The sequence below is a fragment of the Grimontia sp. THUN1695 genome (genome assembly GCF_059704325.2).
The window spans coordinates 2,878,075-2,896,637 of record NZ_AP046577.1 but is presented as its reverse complement, the minus strand read 5'-3'; the positions used below and the strand labels follow the sequence as shown (position 1 = coordinate 2,896,637).

Annotated in this window: 15 protein-coding genes; 8 read left to right on the top strand and 7 right to left on the bottom strand. The window is 49.7% G+C overall.

What is annotated here, in order from left to right; all coding sequences use genetic code 11:
- Window positions 1-5: 5 nt before the first annotated feature.
- Window positions 6-2,423 carry a DNA topoisomerase (ATP-hydrolyzing) subunit B gene (gene gyrB / locus AC6IB1_RS16625; protein ID WP_497567558.1) on the top strand — a complete coding sequence of 806 codons (2,418 nt, stop codon included), beginning with the start codon at window positions 6-8 and terminating at the stop codon, window positions 2,421-2,423.
- A gap of 257 nt (window positions 2,424-2,680) precedes the next feature.
- Here gyrB and AC6IB1_RS16620 read toward each other — a convergent pair whose 3' ends face one another.
- The gene (locus AC6IB1_RS16620; protein WP_497567557.1) at window positions 2,681-3,931 is read right to left on the bottom strand and encodes a valine--pyruvate transaminase; all 1,251 of its coding nucleotides are present in this window, start codon (window positions 3,929-3,931) and stop codon (window positions 2,681-2,683) included.
- 308 nt (window positions 3,932-4,239) lie between these two features.
- On the opposite strand from AC6IB1_RS16620, the gene AC6IB1_RS16615 reads away from it, so the two are divergent.
- Complete coding sequence (locus tag AC6IB1_RS16615; RefSeq protein ID WP_497567556.1) at window positions 4,240-4,830, top strand: DUF2238 domain-containing protein; 591 nt, start codon at window positions 4,240-4,242, stop codon at window positions 4,828-4,830.
- A 114-nt stretch (window positions 4,831-4,944) separates the two neighbouring features.
- Here AC6IB1_RS16615 and glyS read toward each other — a convergent pair whose 3' ends face one another.
- Together glyS and glyQ are read right to left on the bottom strand one after the other, a co-directional pair.
- On the bottom strand, window positions 4,945-7,026 hold the full coding sequence (glyS, locus tag AC6IB1_RS16610; RefSeq protein ID WP_497567555.1) for a glycine--tRNA ligase subunit beta: 2,082 nt from the start codon (window positions 7,024-7,026) through the stop codon (window positions 4,945-4,947).
- A gap of 1 nt (window position 7,027) precedes the next feature.
- Complete coding sequence (gene glyQ / locus AC6IB1_RS16605; protein ID WP_005500805.1) at window positions 7,028-7,945, bottom strand: glycine--tRNA ligase subunit alpha; 918 nt, start codon at window positions 7,943-7,945, stop codon at window positions 7,028-7,030.
- Window positions 7,946-8,305: 360 nt separating this feature from the next.
- Between glyQ and AC6IB1_RS16600 the strand changes: the two genes are divergently transcribed.
- Both AC6IB1_RS16600 and AC6IB1_RS16595 read left to right on the top strand, forming a co-directional pair.
- Complete coding sequence (locus AC6IB1_RS16600) at window positions 8,306-8,863, top strand: TMEM165/GDT1 family protein (RefSeq protein ID WP_497567554.1); 558 nt, start codon at window positions 8,306-8,308, stop codon at window positions 8,861-8,863.
- 100 nt (window positions 8,864-8,963) lie between these two features.
- The gene (locus AC6IB1_RS16595) at window positions 8,964-9,227 is read left to right on the top strand and encodes a hypothetical protein (RefSeq protein ID WP_497567553.1); all 264 of its coding nucleotides are present in this window, start codon (window positions 8,964-8,966) and stop codon (window positions 9,225-9,227) included.
- Between the two features lie 46 nt (window positions 9,228-9,273).
- On the opposite strand, the gene tusA is transcribed toward AC6IB1_RS16595, so the two are convergent.
- On the bottom strand, window positions 9,274-9,519 hold the full coding sequence (tusA, locus tag AC6IB1_RS16590) for a sulfurtransferase TusA (protein ID WP_497567552.1): 246 nt from the start codon (window positions 9,517-9,519) through the stop codon (window positions 9,274-9,276).
- A gap of 321 nt (window positions 9,520-9,840) precedes the next feature.
- Between tusA and AC6IB1_RS16585 the strand changes: the two genes are divergently transcribed.
- Window positions 9,841-10,782 (top strand): LysR family transcriptional regulator, encoded by a 942-nt coding sequence (locus AC6IB1_RS16585; RefSeq protein WP_497567551.1) that lies wholly within the window; start codon window positions 9,841-9,843, stop codon window positions 10,780-10,782.
- Window positions 10,783-10,856: 74 nt separating this feature from the next.
- On the opposite strand, the gene acuI is transcribed toward AC6IB1_RS16585, so the two are convergent.
- From acuI to fadB, 3 genes are all read right to left on the bottom strand, one after another.
- Complete coding sequence (acuI, locus tag AC6IB1_RS16580; protein ID WP_497567550.1) at window positions 10,857-11,837, bottom strand: acrylyl-CoA reductase (NADPH); 981 nt, start codon at window positions 11,835-11,837, stop codon at window positions 10,857-10,859.
- A 178-nt stretch (window positions 11,838-12,015) separates the two neighbouring features.
- A complete protein-coding gene (gene fadA / locus AC6IB1_RS16575; RefSeq protein ID WP_497567549.1) occupies window positions 12,016-13,179 on the bottom strand; it encodes an acetyl-CoA C-acyltransferase FadA in 1,164 nt (387 codons plus the stop codon).
- A gap of 27 nt (window positions 13,180-13,206) precedes the next feature.
- Entirely contained in the window at window positions 13,207-15,372 is a 2,166-nt protein-coding gene (gene fadB / locus AC6IB1_RS16570; RefSeq protein WP_497567548.1) for a fatty acid oxidation complex subunit alpha FadB, read from the bottom strand.
- Window positions 15,373-15,624: 252 nt separating this feature from the next.
- Here fadB and AC6IB1_RS16565 point away from each other — a divergent pair, with 252 nt between their 5' ends.
- From AC6IB1_RS16565 to hemG, 3 genes are read left to right on the top strand one after another with little or no spacing between them, the layout of a single operon-like run.
- Window positions 15,625-16,251, top strand: coding sequence for a YigZ family protein (locus AC6IB1_RS16565; RefSeq protein ID WP_497567547.1), 627 nt, complete (start codon window positions 15,625-15,627; stop codon window positions 16,249-16,251).
- Between the two features lie 42 nt (window positions 16,252-16,293).
- On the top strand, window positions 16,294-17,751 hold the full coding sequence (locus AC6IB1_RS16560) for a TrkH family potassium uptake protein (protein ID WP_497567546.1): 1,458 nt from the start codon (window positions 16,294-16,296) through the stop codon (window positions 17,749-17,751).
- Window positions 17,752-17,771: 20 nt separating this feature from the next.
- Window positions 17,772-18,296 (top strand): menaquinone-dependent protoporphyrinogen IX dehydrogenase, encoded by a 525-nt coding sequence (hemG, locus tag AC6IB1_RS16555; RefSeq protein WP_497567545.1) that lies wholly within the window; start codon window positions 17,772-17,774, stop codon window positions 18,294-18,296.
- Window positions 18,297-18,563: the final 267 nt, after the last annotated feature.

The following is an 18,563-nucleotide window of genomic DNA, read 5'->3' as shown; positions in this document are numbered from 1 at the left end:
ACTCAATGTCCAATAATTATGATTCATCGAGTATCAAGGTACTCAAGGGTCTGGATGCAGTACGTAAGCGTCCGGGGATGTACATCGGTGATACTGACGATGGTACCGGTCTACACCACATGGTCTTTGAGGTGGTCGATAACTCTATCGATGAAGCTCTCGCGGGTCACTGTAATGACATCGTGGTCACTATCCACGAAGATGGCTCTGTGTCCGTTAAAGATGACGGACGTGGCATCCCGGTAGACATCCATGAAGAAGAGGGGGTGTCGGCTGCCGAAGTTATCATGACAGTGCTTCACGCTGGCGGTAAGTTCGATGACAACTCGTACAAAGTCTCCGGTGGTCTGCACGGTGTGGGGGTTTCCGTGGTTAACGCTCTGTCGGAAAAACTTGAGCTGACTATCTGGCGTCATGGCCACGTACACCAGCAAATCTACAAAATGGGTGTCCCTGAAAAGCCACTTGAAGTGATTGGTGACACTGATGAAACCGGAACGCGTATTCGTTTCTGGCCAAGCGATGAAACCTTCTCGGATACTACGTTCCACTATGACATCTTGGCAAAGCGCCTGCGTGAATTGTCATTCCTGAACTCCGGTGTTTCTATCAAGCTGATCGACGAGCGCGAAGAAAACAAACAGGACCACTTCATGTATGAAGGTGGTATTCGCGCATTCGTTGAGCACCTTAATCGTAACAAAACGCCGATTCACCCAACTGTGTTCCATTTTGAACATGAGCGTGAAGACGGTGTGTCAGTAGAAGTGTCGATGCAATGGAACGATGGCTTCCAGGAAAATATCTACTGCTTTACCAACAACATTCCCCAGCGTGATGGCGGTACTCACCTTGCCGGTTTCCGCGCTGCACTGACCCGAACCCTGAACAACTTCATGGACAAAGAGGGTTACTCCAAGAAAGCGAAAGCGGCGACCTCTGGCGATGATGCGCGTGAAGGCCTGACAGCGGTTGTGTCGGTGAAAGTGCCGGATCCGAAATTCTCAAGCCAGACTAAAGACAAGCTGGTCTCTTCAGAAGTGAAGTCAGCGGTTGAGTCTGCGATGGGTGAGAAACTGGCGGAGTTCCTGATTGAGAACCCGCAGGATTCCAAAATCGTCTGTAGCAAAATTATCGACGCAGCGCGTGCCCGTGAAGCAGCACGTAAAGCCCGTGAAATGACCCGTCGTAAAGGCGCACTGGATTTGGCTGGCCTGCCAGGCAAACTTGCAGACTGTCAGGAGAAAGATCCTGCGCTGTCTGAACTCTACATTGTGGAGGGTGACTCTGCGGGTGGTTCTGCGAAACAGGGCCGTAACCGTAAGAATCAGGCTATCCTGCCGCTGAAAGGTAAGATCCTGAACGTAGAAAAGGCGCGCTTTGACAAAATGCTGTCTTCCCAGGAAGTGGCGACGCTAATCACTGCGCTGGGTTGTGGTATCGGCCGCGACGAGTACAACCCTGACAAACTGCGCTACCACAGCATTATCATCATGACCGATGCCGACGTTGACGGCTCGCACATCCGTACGCTGCTGTTGACCTTCTTCTACCGTCAAATGCCTGAACTGATCGAACGTGGCTACGTTTATATTGCTCAGCCGCCGCTTTACAAAGTGAAGAAGGGCAAGCAGGAGCAATACATCAAAGATGATGAAGCCATGGAGCAGTATCAGGTTTCTATTGCCCTGGAAAATGCGTCACTGTACGTCAACCAGGATGCGCCTGCGCTGAATGGTCTTGCACTTGAAGAGTTGGTGAAACAATACAACGGTGTCATGAAGTTGATTAAGCGCATGAACCGTCGTTACCCATATGCGATGCTAAACGAGTTGATTTATCAACCGCGTTTGAGTGTAGATACGCTGAAAAACGAGGAAGACGTTCGCGCATGGATTGATAATCTGGTAGAGGTTCTGAACAAAAACTCAACCGGTGAAAGCCAGTATCGCGCGGAAGTGAAGTTTGATGAAGAGCATCAGGCCTATCAGCCAGAGTTGATTGTTCGTACTCACGGTGTCGATCACGAATACCTCATCAGCTATGACCTCCTGAATTCGAAAGAGTACGGCCGTATCGCCGATCTGGCAGAAGCGCTTGATGGTCTTCTTGATGATACGGCTTACATCCAGCGTGGTGAACGCAAGCAACCCGTGAAAAGTTTTGCTGATGCGCTGGCATGGCTGATCAAAGAATCTAACCGTGGTCTTTCTCGTCAGCGCTATAAAGGTCTGGGTGAGATGAACCCTGATCAGCTATGGGAAACCACCATGGATCCAGAATCACGCCGTATGATGCGCGTAACCATTCAGGATGCAGTTGCAGCAGATGAACTGTTTACCACGTTGATGGGTGACCACGTTGAACCACGTCGCGCGTTTATCGAAGATAACGCCCTGAAAGTAGCAAACCTCGACGTGTAACCACGTGAATCTACGTAAAATCTGAGTACCAAACGCCGCACTAGCGGCGTTTTTTTACGCAGAGTTGCATAAATATATAACCTGTTGATTGTAAATGTTATTTTGGTGTTATTTGCGGTGGTGTCCGCCTATTTTTTATGAATTACCCGTGATAGGCCTTTTTAGGTCGTCAAGTTATCTTCCTGGTTGTGAAGGCGACATAAAGCCCAGTTGATAGTCAGACTGGGCGATGTTTCACGTGAAACCTTTGGATTGGATTAAGCCTCTGAGTAAGCTCGCTCTACTTCCTCTTTGAGGATTTCAATGCCTCGCGCAATAGCCTCATCATCCTGAACATAGTTCATCCTTAAGCATTCATGAGTGTGGTCCCAATTGAGATCTGAACCAATAAAAAAGTACTCGCCAGGGACAATCAATAAACCACGTTGCTTTAAACGCTGATAGAGCTCGTTGGTGCTGATTGGTAGTCCTTCAAACCAAAGCCAAAGAAAAATAGCACCTTCGGGTTTGTGGATTTTAAAGCGTTCATCAGGAATGGCTTTCTGAAGTCGCTCAATACTACGCTGTGCTTTGGCTTGATAAAAAGGTTTGATCACAGTTTCACTGAGTGACAACAAGTCACCGCTTTTAATCATCTCTAGCGCAATGGCTGGGCCCACACTAGATGGCGATAAACTGACGATGCCATTGATGTTAGAAAGGGCAGTGATAATCTCCTCTTGAGCGATAATGATGCCGCAGCGCACACCGGGTAAACCTAGCTTGGAAAGACTGGAGCAAAGGATAGTGTTGTCATTCCAAAACGGTTTTACATCTTCAAAGATGATGTTGGGGAAGGGCACACCATAAGCGTTGTCGATAATAAGTGGGATGTTGTGTTGTCGTGCAAGTTTATCAAGCTTGGCAATCTCTTCGTCAGTGAGCACATTACCGGTCGGATTCGTTGGGCGTGATGCGCAAATTGCCGCGACTGAGTCATCGATTTCCAGCATATCGAAATCAACGTGATATTTAAATTGGCGATTATCCAGATGCTCAATAGTCGGTTTGAAGCTGGTGAATATATCTGGGTCGATGCCTGAATCGGCATAGCCGATATATTCAGGGGCCAGAGGCAATAAAATCTTTTTGAAACTGCCATCGTCATACTGACCAGCAAACAGATTAAACAGGTAAAAGAAGGCACTTTGGCTGCCATTGGTGAGCATGATGTTTTCAGAGGTTATTTGCCAGCCAAAGGTTTTATTTAGCATTTCTGCTAAAGCAGCAATAAAGGTGGTTTTCCCCTGTGGTCCATCATAGTTGGAAAGTGCGGCTATCAATGAGCCATCATCAAGCATTCTCCGGCTAAGCGCTTTAAAGTGTTCAAGCATTTCGGGAATAGCGGCGGGATTACCACCCCCCAACATAATGGCATCAGGATTACGAAGGCCATCGTTGAGGTCATCCATTAACTGCGTGATACCAGAGTGCTGTGTAAACTTATTTCCAAATTTAGAAAACTGCATGAACGCTTAACCTTGTCCCTTTGAAGTCCCTTTAATATTCGGTAAACAATAACTGATGCATCACCCGATTTGAAATCTATTTCTTTTGTATTGACAGGTTTACTTGACGTGCATGTATCAAGACTGAGTGAGATGAAGTTCGCTTCTGTGGATGTAGAACAGATATGGTCCTTACCGCTTTTGTTCTGAGCAGAGGCTTCACAATACAAACCTTGTCGTATTGTATTCTTTATCAGGCACTACTGATGTATTGTCATTTGGTGTTATATGTAATCATGATTTTCATTTTTGCCTGAGAGAGCCGACCGATGACTTTGCCAACTCATGTGCTTAAAGTACTTACATCACTCTATGCGCTGGTGTTTCTATTCAGCGCGTACAACCCAAATTCTTATGCGGTCTGGATGGCGGAGATTATCCCCGCGATGGGTGTGTTAGCCATTGTTTGGTGGGGGAATTGCTATCACCGTTGGTCTACAACGGCATGTATCTTGATGTTCATTTGGCTTTGTCTTCATACCATAGGTGCGAAGTATACGTTCGCTGAAGTACCGTTTGATTGGTTTAATGATGCCATTGGAGCAGAGAGAAATAATTTTGATAGGGTGGCGCATTTTTCGATTGGGCTTTTCGCGTATCCGATTGCGGAGGTGCTACTCGATAAGAAACTCGCCGGGCCCACTATCGCATTTCTGTTTGCTTTGTTCTCTATTATGGCCGTTGCCGCAGGCTATGAAATTATCGAATGGTGGTATGCAGAATTGGCGGGAGGTGAAGAAGGTATTGCGTTCCTCGGCTCTCAAGGTGATATCTGGGACGCACAAAAGGATATGTTAATGGACACGCTGGGAGGATTGGTTAGTCTTTGCTTACTGGCTTACCAACGAAGATACCACTGAATACACTTACGCAATGTTTCACGTGAAACATTGCGCGACACTCGAATATCTGGCTCCCGAGACAAAATAAAAAGCCTCGCATTCGCGAGGCCTTAAATACTGCGTTATCGAGGTTTATTTCTGAAGCAGAGAGATATCTGCCACATTCATAAACTGACTGCGTAGGGTATTAAGCAGCGCCAGACGGTTCGCTTTCAGTGCGTCGTCTTCAGCCATGACCATCACGTTGTCAAAGAAATTATCGACCGGTTCACGCAGATCTGCCAGCTGTGTCAGGGCAGTTTGGTAATCGCCAGCTGCGAACACTGGCGCCAGTGCCTCTACCATTGCCGTGACTTTATCAGCCAGTGCTTTTTCTGCATCTTCGATTAGCAGATCGCTATTGATAGTAGTAGACAGCTCACCGTCGTATTTGGCCAGAATATTACCCACTCGTTTGTTCGCTGCTGCCAGTGATTCAGCCGCTTCCAGTGAACGGAAGTGGGTCACGGCTTTTACGCGTTTGTCGAAATCAGCCGGTTGGGTCGGGCGCATCGCCAGTACAGCTTGAATCGCATCAACGCTGTGGCCTTCATCCTGATACCAGGTGCGGAAGCGACCCAGCATAAATTCGATCACATCTGCTTCAACATTGTCGTTAGTCAGGCGGCTACTTCCGTCTTCATTAGCGAATAGAGACTTGGCTTTCGCCACCAGATCGGTGAGATCCAGATCGTAGCCGTACTCGACGATGATGCGCAGTACACCCAGGGAAGCACGGCGCAGTGCGAAGGGATCAGAGCCTTTTGGTGCCTGGCCAATACCGAAGATACCAACAATAGTATCCAGCTTATCGGCCATCGCCAGTGCAGAGGATACGCCATTACCTGGCAGTTCATCACCCGCGAAACGCGGCATGTATTGCTCATTCAGCGCAACAGCGACTTCTTCGGCTTCACCATCATGACGCGCATAGTGCATACCCATCACGCCCTGAGTTTCGGTAAATTCGAAAACCATCGAGGTCATCAGGTCACACTTCGCAAGAAGGCCTGCACGTTTTGCCTTTTCGACGTCAGCACCAATCTTGTCAGCAATGTAGCCGGCAAGCTCGGTGATGCGGTCTGTCTTGTCTTTGATGGTCCCCAGTAGCTGCTGGAAGATTGCGGTTTCCAGTTGTGGCAAGCGGTCAATCAAAGGACGTTTGCGGTCAGTATCGAAGAAGAATTCCGCATCCGCTAGGCGAGGGCGAACTACTTTCTCGTTACCTTCGATGACGTGGCGGGGCTCTTTTGATTCGATGTTAGACACGAAGATAAAGTTTGGCAGAAGCTGCTTGTCTTCGCTGTAAACAGGGAAATACTTCTGGTCACCTTTCATGGTGTAAACCAAGGCTTCTGAAGGAACCTTTAGGAACTTCTCTTCGAAGGTTGCAGTAAGTACCACTGGCCATTCAACCAGAGAGGTCACTTCTTCAACCAGATCATCATCCAGATCTGCAACACCCCCAAGCAGCTTCGCCGCTTTCTGGGCATCTGCAATGATAGTAGATTTACGCGCTTCGTAATCGGCGATGACTTTACCGCGCTCTTCGAGAATCGCAGGGTACTGATCGGCATTATCGATGGTAAATTCTGCTTCGCCCATAAAGCGGTGACCACGGACAGTGCGTGCAGAATCCACACCCATAATGGTGCCTTCAACAAGCTCGTCACCCAGCAGAATAGTCAGGGTTTTTACCGGACGGATAAACAGGGTCTCTTTGTCACCCCAGCGCATTGGCTTGGCGATAGGCAGGTTTGCCAGCGCTTTGTCAGCCAGTGCCACAACGATGTCTTTGGTGTTTTGGCCTTTGACTTCTTGCTTGAACAGCAGCCATTCACCTTTGTCTGTGATCATGCGATCGGCGTCTGCCACGTCAATACCGCAACCCCGGGCCCAGCCTTGTGCTGCTTTGGTTGGGTTACCGTCCGCATCAAATGCAGCTGAAACCGCAGGACCGCGTTTCTCAACCACTTTATCTGCCTGCTGCTCTGCCAGTGCGGATACTTTCAGCGCCAGGCGGCGAGGCGTCGCATACCATTTGATGCCTTCATGGGTCAGCTCTGCATTTTTCAGTTCTTGCTCAAAATTCGCTGCAAACGCTTCAGCCAACGTGCGAAGCTGCGTAGGTGGCAGTTCTTCGGTCCCCAGCTCAATCAGGAAATTCTTCGCCATCTTACTTCTCCTCACCCTTTTTACACATTGGGAAGCCTAATGCTTCACGGGATGCGTAGTACGCTTCTGCCACTGACTTGGTCAGGTTGCGGATACGCAGGATGTAACGTTGACGTTCCGTCACGGAGATAGCTTTACGGGCGTCCAGCAGGTTGAATGCATGAGCGGCCTTCAGGATGCGCTCATACGCAGGCAGCGGTAAGGGTTTTTCAAGCTCAAGCAGTGTCTTACATTCTTTTTCGCACTGGTCAAAATACGTGAACAGGAAATCCACGTCAGCGTGCTCAAAGTTGTAAGTTGATTGCTCAACTTCGTTTTGGTGGAAGATGTCGCCGTAAGTTACTTTACCGAATGGGCCATCGGTCCAAACCAGATCGTAAACAGAATCCACGCCCTGAATGTACATAGCCAGACGCTCTATACCGTACGTGATTTCACCGGTAACCGGTTTGCACTCAAGACCGCCCACTTGCTGGAAGTAAGTAAACTGAGTGACTTCCATACCGTTCAGCCACACTTCCCAACCTAGGCCCCAGGCACCCAATGTTGGGTTTTCCCAGTTGTCTTCGACGAAACGGATGTCGTGAACTTCAGGATCAATGCCCAGCACCCGCAGTGAACCAAGGTACAGTTCCTGAATGTTGTCTGGAGACGGTTTCAGAATGGTCTGGAACTGATAGTAATGTTGCAGACGGTTCGGGTTTTCACCGTAACGGCCATCAGTAGGACGGCGAGAAGGTTGAACGTAAGCTGCGGCAATTGGCTCTGGACCAATAGCACGCAGACATGTCATTGGGTGAGAGGTGCCAGCACCTACTTCCATGTCGAGGGGCTGTACGATAGTACAACCTTGTTGGGCCCAGTAATCCTGCAGCGCGAGGATCATGCCCTGAAAAGTTTTAACGTCGAATTTTTGCATCGTCAGGTTCGCGCGATTTAATGAAGTGAAAATAACACGCGATTATAGCGTGCAAGGCTTGGGATAAGTAGGGGTAATGGCGGTTTTTTGTTCGTCAGGCTCAAAGCTAGAGACCAACTCCGAAAGGCCCAGGGATTGCAGGTTGTTTTTAGGGGGCATTAAAAGCTAAAATGCGCTGGCTCTTGGGGAGTAGTCTCTCGCGCCAGCGAGGCCATTATCAACATAGTTGCAGCTCATCTGCATGGTAATGGCGACACACGACAGTGGGTTTGACGAGACCAATGACAATCGACGCGAACCGGGCGGGGCGCGGATATTGTCATGGTTTTCGAATAATAATCCCCGCCCCGGAAGACAATCATGAGCGTGTTAGCCATTTCAATCACGACCGTTGCATTGGCGGAAATCGGTGATAAAACCCAGCTTCTTTCTCTGCTTTTGGCCAGCCGGTACCGCAAGCCAGTGCCTATTATTCTCGCTATCTTCCTTGCCACCATGTTGAACCATGCTGTTGCCGCGTGGCTCGGCGTCATTGTCGCAGACTATTTGACCGAAACCGTGTTGCGTTGGGTGCTGATTATCAGCTTTGCGGTGATGGCACTTTGGGTGCTTATTCCTGACAAGCTTGATGATGAGGAAAGCATTTCAAACCGAGGCCCATTTGTGGCTAGTTTCATCGCATTCTTTATTGCCGAAATTGGTGATAAAACCCAGGTGGCAACGACAGTGCTTGGCGCACAAAATGCCGATGCGCTGACCATGGTGATTATCGGTACTACCATCGGTATGTTGTTGGCCAATGTGCCTGTTGTTTTGTTAGGTAAGAAGGCTGCAAATGCTTTGCCACTGAATATCGTACGGTATGCGACAGCCGCGCTTTTCGGCGTGTTGGCTATCGCGACATTTTTGATGCGATAACGTACAACAAGCAGCCGGTGAATGTGTGATTTTTACTGCTACCTGTTTCGCTATTCCATGCTAGTTTGATAGCAGTGTAATGGTGATGAAGGAGCGCGTTATGAACAGGTTTCTGGCAATCAGTCCTACAAGCCAGATGTGGCTGTTCCATTTAGCACTGGCGCTAAACATTTTGGGCATGGTATTGACAGATATGTGGCTACCTATGGTGGTTGGTGCAATAGTAACCACTTACTTGTCTGTTGATGCAATGGTGCGGGTAAGGTATGTGCTACCCATGAAAAAAGCGTTACGAGACTTGGAACACGAGAATATAACGCTGCGGCGGAAAATGAGCGACCTCGCACAGGCGACAGAGCTTTAACTAAAACCCAAAAGGCAGCATTGCTGCCTTTTCATTTCCAGTGTGGCTACAACCCTTTTTTGATCAGGTAGCGAAACGGAAGAGTGTCGGATTGGTGTGCCACCAGAGTATGGTCCATAAAACGGCAGAAGCTGGGGATGTCCCGGGTGGTGGAAGGGTCATCTGCAGTGATCAACAGGGTTTCTCCGTTTGCCATGTTACGGATTGTTTTTCTCACCATCATTACTGGCTCCGGACAGCGCAGCCCTTCAGCGTTTAAAAAGTGATCTGGATTTTCAAATATTGAGCTCATCTGCAATTATCACATTGAAAACGTCGACCTGATCATACTTATGAAGACTAAATATTCAACAGGGGTTGGCTTTGTAAAATATGTGTGTAAATTGATTAACAGGTTGTTAATGAATCATATTTAGACAAAGTGAATGTCGCGAAACAACTAGGCTAACTCACTCATCGACTACACTCACCCAGTTTTCTTGGGCTTCCCCGCTTTTATGCGGGATTTTTTTTTATCAGGCGTTTACCAATATCGATAAAACCGCCTTTCCAATCAAACTTAACGTCAATCAGCGTGCTTATAATGCCAACGTTACCATTCTTTAGGCATGCTATGGAACTTGAAGATATTTACCGCCGTGATTTAAACCTGCTGGTTGCCCTGCGTGTATTGCTTGAGGAAGGCAGCGTCAGTAAAGCTGCTGTCCGTTTAAGCCTCAGTCAGTCGGCGATGAGCCGTGTGTTAGGGCGTCTGAGAGATCTTACCGGTGATTCGCTTTTTACCCGCCATGGGCAGCAATTAATCCCCACCCAACGGGCACTGGAACTTAATGCGTCACTGACCGCCCCGCTGGATGCGCTTTGCCATGTTCTGTCGCCAGAAGAGTTTGATCCGGCAAAATGTGAACAGTCTTTCAAGATAGCGACCACAGACTACGCCATGCAAACCATTCTTCCCTTTGCATTGCCCCGTATTTATGAAGAAGCACCGGGGCTGTCGCTGGAATTTGCCCCCTTGCAACACGATCAGTTGATGCGTCAGTTAACGACGGAAGGGTGTGATATGGCGATTTGCCGTCCAACAGGGAAGGTTGCGCCATTACAGTCAGACAGTCTTGGGCTGGTGAGTGTGTTTTGTCTGGTGTCGAAAAGTCATCCGCTGGCAGATAAACCCATGACGCTTGATGACTACCTTTCTTATCCACATGCGGTGATAGCCATCAGCGATGGGGTAAAAGCGCTGATAGACGAAGCATTGCGGGGTTACCCTAAACCTAAGCTGGCGCTGCGTGCCTATCACCTGGAAGCTGCCGTGGCGATGGTGGAGAGTTTACCGCTGATCATTACCGTTCCCGCTGACTTGGCCTATCTGGTGGGCGAGAAGTATGGTTTGGTGATTAAACCGTTGCCGTTTGAGTTCAAGCCGTTTGACTATTCACTGATCTGGCATCCAAGAACGGAGCATTCGGCCGCGCAGGTTTGGCTGCGTAACCTGATCAAAGAAGAATGCGGAAGGCTGATTGCAACACGGATTAAAGATATGGGGTTTGTTTGATTTGGCGGAGGATGTAAAGGGGTAAAAACGGAGCCTAAATGACTCCGTTACTGGTTTATTGTGGTGATAAAAGGCTACAGCTTGATCACCACGCGGCCGGTGATTTGACCATTGGTGATAGCTTCTGCGGCTTCCGGCACGTCTTCCAGAGAAATTTCACGGCAGCCGCTTTCGTAATAGCTTGCTGGCAGCAGCTCAGAAATACGTTGCCACGCTTTCTGGCGACGCTCGAACGGTGCGTACACAGAATCCACACCCAGCAGTTTCACGCCGCGCAGGATAAATGGCATCACTGTAGTGGGCAGATCGAAACCGCCTGCCAGACCACAGGCTGCGACCGCACCGTCGTAATCAACCTGCGCCAGCACTTTTGCCAGCATCTTGCTGCCAACGGTATCCACTGCTCCTGCCCACAGTTGTTTTTCCAGCGGGCGGGCAGGCTCTTCAAACTCACTGCGTTCCAACACGCGGGATGCACCGAGGGTTTTCAGCCATTCACCGTTCTCGCTTAAACGGCCTGTTACCGCAACCACTTGGTAACCCAGTTCAGACAGCAGCGTGACCGCCACTGAGCCCACACCGCCACTTGCGCCTGTCACCAGGATTTCACCTTTCTCTGGTGTGATGCCAGCATCTTGCAGTGCCTGCACACACAGCATGGCTGTCAAACCCGCAGTGCCGATTTTCATCGCCTGATCGCCGGAGAGCTTTTCTGGCAGTGGAACCAACCAGTCTGCTTTCAGGCGCGCTTTTTGCGCCATGCCACCCCAATGGGTTTCACCGACGCCCCAGCCAGTCAATACCACTTTCTGTCCTGCGGTAAAACGTGGATCTGAAGATTCTGCCACTGTCCCTGTCAGGTCGATACCCGGCACCATTGGGAACTCGCGACATATTTTGCCTTTACCTGTGATGGCAAGGCCGTCTTTGTAGTTCAGTGAGGAGTAATCCACGTCGACTAGCACATCACCTTGCGGCAGTCTGCTTTCGTCGAGTTCTTGAATGCTTGAGGTGGTAATTTTGTCAGCTTGGTCCAGTACCAGTGCTTTGAACATGGGATGCCCTCCGGAGTGGGAAATAAACGTATGAAATACAGTGTAGAACCAAAATGGTCATGAAAATAATGAAACTAATACATGGTTTATATGCACTCGACGCATAGTATTCCACCTGGCTCTGCGACAAATAATAAAGCCGGGTATCAAACCCGGCTTTAATGACAACACGTATTGTTTACACGCGCTCAAAGACGGTAGCGATACCCTGACCTAAGCCGATACACATGGTGGCAAGACCGAGCTCGACATCATTGTGCTCCATCAGGTTGATAAGCGTAGTAGAGATGCGCGCGCCTGAACAACCCAATGGGTGACCCAGAGCGATCGCGCCACCGTTGAGGTTCACTTTCTCGTCTACCTTATCCAACAAGCCCAGATCTTTGGCGCAAGGCAATGATTGTGCTGCGAAGGCTTCGTTGAGCTCCACCATGCCAATGTCATCCATAGTAACACCAGCACGCTTCAGGGCTTTTTGCGTAGCAGGTACTGGACCATAACCCATGATGGATGGATCGCAACCTGCTACAGCCATTGAACGCACGCGAGCACGAATTGGCAGCCCCAGTGCTTTGGCTTTGTCTTCACTCATCACCAGCATGGCAGCGGCACCGTCAGAGAGCGCAGACGAGGTGCCTGCAGTCACTGTGCCGTTGGCTGGATCGAACACAGGACGCAGGCTTGAAAGTGTTTCCACAGTGGTTTCCGGACGGATAACTTCATCATTCTCCATCAGGAACAGACCCCCTTTCTCATCATGGCCTTCAGTGGGCATGATTTCGTTCTTAAAGCGGCCTTCCACGGTGGCGGCATACGCGCGCTGGTGGGAGCGGGCAGCAAAGGCATCTTGCTGCTCACGGCTGATACCATGAATACGGCCTAACATTTCAGCGGTCAGACCCATCATACCAGCGGCTTTTGCCACTGATTTTGAAAGCCCTGGGTGGAAGTCCACTCCGTGGTTCATCGGTACGTGGCCCATGTGCTCCACGCCACCAATCAAACAGACATCCGCATCGCCTACTTGGATCGCGCGTGCGGCATCATGCAGTGCTTGCATCGAAGAGCCACACAGACGGTTAACCGTAGTCGCGGCGACTGTGTGTGGAATGCCAGCGAGCAGCGCTGCGTTACGGGCGACGTTGAAGCCTTGTTCCAGTGTTTGCTGTACACAGCCCCAATAGATATCTTCGATTTCTGTTGGGTCTAATTGTGGGTTACGTGCCAGCAGTGACGCCATCAGGTGCGCTGACAAATCTTCCGCACGGGTGTGGCGGAAAGCGCCGCCTTTGGAGCGGCCCATCGGGGTTCGAATACAATCGACAATCACGACGTTTTTCATGTTGTTTTCCCTCTCAATTCCTTGTGGTTAGGCAGACTGTCGTTGGGCATCGAAATACCCTTCGCCTTTGGCAGCTTTGTCGCGAAGACCTTGCGGCACTTCATAGGCAGGGCCAAGATTGGCCAGTTGGTCAGCCATAGCAACATAGTTTGCCAGTCCAATGGTATCCAGATAGCGGAATACACCGCCGCGGAATGGAGGGAAGCCAAGGCCGTAAACCAGCGCCATGTCTGCTTCCTGAGGTGTTGCGATAATGCCTTCTTCCAGACAACGCACCACTTCGTTGATCATCGGCACCATCATGCGGTTGATGATCTCTTCGTCGCTGTAATCGGTCGCTGAACCCAATACCGATGAGAGCAGGCCTGCGACATCGGCATCCACGTCTTTCTTCGGCTTGCCTTTACGGTCGACCGAGTATTTGTAGAAACCGACACCGTTCTTCTGACCAAAGCGCTCGGCCTCGAACATCACATCGACAGCATCGCGGTAGCTTTTCGCCATGCGCTCAGGGAAACCTTCCGCCATCACAGCTTGTGCGTGGTGAGCCGTATCAATGCCTACAACATCAAGCAGGTAGGCAGGACCCATTGGCCAGCCGAATTTTTTCTCCATCACTTTGTCGACTTTGGTGAAGTCAGCACCATCACGAAGCAGCATGCTGAAACCGGCAAAGTAGGGGAACAACACGCGGTTTACGAAGAACCCAGGACAGTCGTTGACGACCACTGGGCTTTTACCCATCTTGGCCGCATAGGCCACCACGCGTGCCACGGTTTCTTCTGAGGTGTCTTTACCGCGAATGACTTCTACCAATGGCATGCGGTGCACGGGGTTAAAAAAGTGCATGCCGCAGAAGTTTTCTGGTCGCTTAAGTGATTTCGCTAATAGATCGATAGGAATGGTTGAGGTATTGGAGGTCAGTACTGCATCTTCAGGCAGAAAGGCTTCGACTTCGCTCAGAACCGCCGCTTTTACTTTCGGGTTCTCGACGACCGCCTCAACAACCACGTCCGATTGCTCGATACCGGCGTAGTGAAGGCTAGGGGTAATAGAAGCAAGCACTTCTGCCATCTTCATACCGTTAAGGCGACCACGCTCCAGTTGCTTGTTCAGCAGTTTGGAGGCTTCTTTCATGCCGGTTTCAAGCGACGCCTGGCTGATGTCTTTCATCAGTACCGGCACACCTTTGCTGGCGGACTGGTAAGCGATACCGCCACCCATGATGCCTGCGCCCAGCACAGCGGCGCGCGCCGTAGGCTTGCCTTCTTTTGCTGCTTGCTTGGCCTTGTGTTTCAAGTACTGATCGTTGAGGAAAATGCCAACCAAAGCTTGGGTGACGTCGTTTTTTGCCAGCTTGACGAAGTGCTTGTTCTCAACCAGCAGGGCACCGTCGCGATCTAAGCGAGACGCTTCCTCAATCGCCACAACCGCGGTCATTGGAGCAGGGTAATGAGGGCCTGCTACCTGTGCCACCATGCCTTTGGCCATGGTGAAGCTCATGGTGGCTTCCATCTTGTTCAGCTGCAGTGGTGCTTTTTTCTGCGCGCGGCGTGACTGCCAATTCAACTTGCCTTCAATTGCCTGCTTGGCAAGACCAATGGCGGCATCACGCAGATCATCCGGTGCGGTGACTGCGTCGACGAGACCGATTTTCAGTGCAGCATCCGCTTTGCTTTCTTTACCTGCGGTGATGAGCTCCATTGCGGTATCAGCACCCACCAGGCGTGGCATACGCACGGTACCGCCAAAACCCGGCATGATGCCAAGTTTGGTTTCTGGCAGGCCGATGCGCGCGGTGGTGTCTGCAATACGGAAATCGGTGGCCAGGATACATTCACAGCCACCACCCAGTGCGAAACCGGAAATGACGGAAACGGTTGGGAAAGGCAGATCTTCGAGTTTGTTGAAAATATCGTTCGCGTGCGTGACCCAATTTGAGAGCTCTTCCTCTGGCTTAGCAAAGAGACCAAGGAATTCAGTGATATCTGCACCGACGACAAAGGCGGGTTTGGCAGATGTCAGCAGTAGGCCTTTTACGTCAGACGTTTGCGAGAGAGCATTCAGCGCCTCGTTGAGGCTTTCCAATGTCGCGAGGTCGAATTTGTTGACTGAGCCGGGTGCATCGAGGTTCAGCTCCGCGAGGCCATCTTCCAGATAGCGCACGGACAGGGTGTCACCTTGGTAAATCATGTTCTATCTCCGTATTGCCAGATCTATGTCTGGTTTGGTTTACCTTTAGGTAGAGGGTAGTTGTTTTAGTCTGCTTTAGTCTGAGTCGGGCTGAACAAAAAGGCAATAGAAATGTTAAACATATGTTTGAAATTTGTGTTTAAAGTAACTGTTTAAAATATATGGTGCCGATAATTCAGAGGGTTAGGGTGAGTGCTGTGTTACGATTTTCTTGTGTTAAAATTCCGCCCCTTTCAATCTATGGTGACCTGTATGAACAACTCGCCTTATCTGATCCCGTTATCGCCAGTGGTATCGGAGGAGGAGATCAAGAAGAGTCGCTTTATTACCTATCTGGCTCACACTCCAGGCATTGAGAGCGCCAAAGCGTTTGTTGCGGAAATAAAAGCGAAGCATGCTGATGCTCGCCATAACTGCTGGGCATTTGTTGCGGGGCGACCTGAAGATTCGATGAGCTGGGGCTTCAGTGATGATGGAGAACCTTCCGGCACGGCGGGTAAACCTATCCTCGCGCAGTTGTCTGGCAGCGGTGTTGGTGAAATCACGGCGGTGGTAACCCGCTACTATGGTGGTATCCGTTTGGGTACTGGCGGTTTGGTAAAAGCTTACGGTGGCGGCGTTCAACAGGCGCTACTTCAATTGGCAACGAAAGAAAAAGCGATCACGGTGCAGTTCACTGTAAGCTGTGAATACCCTCACATTGCCTTGATTGAATCAATACTGACATCCTACAACGCGGTTCAGGTTAGTACTGAATTCAGCCATAATGTGGAAATGACAGTGGAAGTGGATGCACGGAATGCCGAACAGATCGCTGCGGAGATATTTCATCGCTCCCGTGGTCAGGTGCGCGTAGCCGGGCTTGATAAAAACATGTAATTCAGGCTCACCCCTGAATATAAGGATGAGCCGTCCAAGGCTATGCAATTTCGTTCAATTATCCGTATTGTCGGGCTTCTTCTTGCCCTCTTTAGTATCACCATGCTGGCGCCAGCCGTGGTGGCATTTATCTATCGCGATGGTGAAGGTTTCCCTTTTGTCCTCACTTTTTTCCTTCTCCTCGCAGGTGGTGGTCTTCTATGGTTCCCAAACCGGCATTTCCGACATGAACTGAAAGCCCGTGATGGTTTTCTTATCGTGGTGTTGTTCTGGACGGTAATCGGCAGTGCGGGTTCGGTCCCGTTTATGCTTTCTGAGCAGCCCAATATGTCGGTGACCGATGCCTTCTTTGAATCATTTTCTGGCCTGACAACCACCGGAGCGACGGTCATGGTGGGGCTTGATGACCTGCCGAAAGCGGTGCTCTTTTATCGCCAGCTTCTGCAATGGTTCGGGGGGATGGGGATCATTGTGCTGGCAGTGGCTATCCTACCCGTGCTGGGTATTGGTGGGATGCAGCTTTACCGTGCTGAAATCCCGGGGCCAGTTAAAGACAGCAAGATGACGCCGCGGATCGCGGAAACGGCAAAGGCGCTTTGGTATATCTATCTGGCATTGACCGTTTCATGTGCTTCCGCGTACTGGCTGGCTGGAATGTCAGTGTTTGATGCCATCAGCCACAGTTTCTCGACCGTCGCAATCGGTGGATTTTCAACCCATGATGCAAGCATTGGCTATTTCAATAGTCCGGCAATTAATGCGATTACGGTTTTTTTCCTCTTCATCTCCGCCTGTAATTTCTCTCTGCATTTTGCTGCGTTTGCAAGTGGTAATATGCATCCAGGGTATTACTTTAAAGATCCTGAGTTCCGTGCGTTTATCGTGATCCAGCTTATCTTGCTGGCGATTGTATTCGGCATGTTGAGTAACCATGGCACTTATGAGTCGGAGTTCGAAGCTTTTAACCAGGCTATCTTCCAGACAGTGTCTATTTCTACCACTGCCGGCTATACCACCACGAGCTTCTCAGAGTGGCCATTATTCTTGCCTGTTCTTCTTTTATTTTCTTCTTTTATTGGTGGTTGCGCAGGCTCGACCGGTGGCGGAATGAAAGTGATTCGAATCCTGTTACTATCACTTCAGGGGTCGCGTGAGCTGAAACGTCTTGTTCACCCGAGGGCAGTGTATACCATCAAAGTTGGCAACAAAGCGTTACCGCAACAGGTCGTGGATGCGGTATGGGGGTTTTTCTCTGCTTATGCTTTGGTGTTCGTGATCTGTATGCTGGGGCTGATTGCTACCGGTATTGACGAGCTGACGGCATTTTCTGCGGTGGCTGCAACTCTTAACAACTTAGGTCCAGGATTGGGAGAAGTAGCGGTGCACTTTGGGGATATCAACAGCAGTGCCAAATGGGTGTTGATCATTTCCATGTTATTTGGCCGCTTGGAAGTGTTCACCTTACTGGTTCTCTTTACGCCGACCTTCTGGCGTAGCTAATCGCTTGGATAGGAATAATGATGAAAAAAGCACTCTTACTTCATTCCAGCCGCGAAGGACAGACAGTAAAGATTCTTCGTACCATTGAGAGCGAGTTATCAGAAAGCTACCAATGTGAGTTGGTGGACTTGCATGAAATGCCCGAAGTGAACTGGGAAGATTACGATAAGGTACTGATTGGTGCTTCAATTCGTTATGGCCATCTGAACAAAAAACTGTATCGGTTTATTGAAACCAACCTTTCATCACTTAAAAATAAGAAAGCGGCTTTTTTCTGTGTCAACCTGACTGCACGCAAGCCCGGCAAGGATACGCCGGAAGGCAGTGTTTACATGAAAAAGTTCCTAAAACGTTCACCCTGGCAACCGCAGCTTTTGGATGTGTTTGCCGGCGCACTCTATTATCCCCGTTATCGACTCTTTGACCGTGTCATGATCCAGTTCATTATGAAGATGACCGGTGGGGAGACTGATCCAACCAAAGAAATTGAGTATACGAATTGGGATAGGGTAAAGGTGTTTTCAGGCCAATTTCGTTCACTTTAAATCCGTTTTGTATGAAAAGTGCTCGAACGCGATGTTTTTGATAAAAAAACGCAAAAAAGCCCTTGCCAGATTTTTTCGCCTCCCTATAATGCCGCCTCACCGACACGGAGAGCGGCTCCCAATGCGGAAATGTTCATCCAAACTGGTACGGCGAAGGCCTTAAAAACTGAGACGAAAATAAACGCTTGACGCGTTAAAGTAGAACAGTAAAATGGCCGCCCGCTTCGAAGGGAAATTACCCCGAGAGGCAAGTCAACAAGGTATTTT

What these genes read in the sequence shown, in the direction of transcription:
- gyrB (WP_497567558.1), top strand. Translation starts at nt 6, where the DNA reads ATGTCCAATAATTATGATTCATCGAGTATCAAGGTACTCAAGGGTCTG.
- AC6IB1_RS16620 (WP_497567557.1), bottom strand. Translation starts at nt 3,931, where the DNA reads ATGCAGTTTTCTAAATTTGGAAATAAGTTTACACAGCACTCTGGTATC.
- AC6IB1_RS16615 (WP_497567556.1), top strand. Translation starts at nt 4,240, where the DNA reads ATGACTTTGCCAACTCATGTGCTTAAAGTACTTACATCACTCTATGCG.
- glyS (WP_497567555.1), bottom strand. Translation starts at nt 7,026, where the DNA reads ATGGCGAAGAATTTCCTGATTGAGCTGGGGACCGAAGAACTGCCACCT.
- glyQ (WP_005500805.1), bottom strand. Translation starts at nt 7,945, where the DNA reads ATGCAAAAATTCGACGTTAAAACTTTTCAGGGCATGATCCTCGCGCTG.
- AC6IB1_RS16600 (WP_497567554.1), top strand. Translation starts at nt 8,306, where the DNA reads ATGAGCGTGTTAGCCATTTCAATCACGACCGTTGCATTGGCGGAAATC.
- AC6IB1_RS16595 (WP_497567553.1), top strand. Translation starts at nt 8,964, where the DNA reads ATGAACAGGTTTCTGGCAATCAGTCCTACAAGCCAGATGTGGCTGTTC.
- tusA (WP_497567552.1), bottom strand. Translation starts at nt 9,519, where the DNA reads ATGAGCTCAATATTTGAAAATCCAGATCACTTTTTAAACGCTGAAGGG.
- AC6IB1_RS16585 (WP_497567551.1), top strand. Translation starts at nt 9,841, where the DNA reads ATGGAACTTGAAGATATTTACCGCCGTGATTTAAACCTGCTGGTTGCC.
- acuI (WP_497567550.1), bottom strand. Translation starts at nt 11,837, where the DNA reads ATGTTCAAAGCACTGGTACTGGACCAAGCTGACAAAATTACCACCTCA.
- fadA (WP_497567549.1), bottom strand. Translation starts at nt 13,179, where the DNA reads ATGAAAAACGTCGTGATTGTCGATTGTATTCGAACCCCGATGGGCCGC.
- fadB (WP_497567548.1), bottom strand. Translation starts at nt 15,372, where the DNA reads ATGATTTACCAAGGTGACACCCTGTCCGTGCGCTATCTGGAAGATGGC.
- AC6IB1_RS16565 (WP_497567547.1), top strand. Translation starts at nt 15,625, where the DNA reads ATGAACAACTCGCCTTATCTGATCCCGTTATCGCCAGTGGTATCGGAG.
- AC6IB1_RS16560 (WP_497567546.1), top strand. Translation starts at nt 16,294, where the DNA reads ATGCAATTTCGTTCAATTATCCGTATTGTCGGGCTTCTTCTTGCCCTC.
- hemG (WP_497567545.1), top strand. Translation starts at nt 17,772, where the DNA reads ATGAAAAAAGCACTCTTACTTCATTCCAGCCGCGAAGGACAGACAGTA.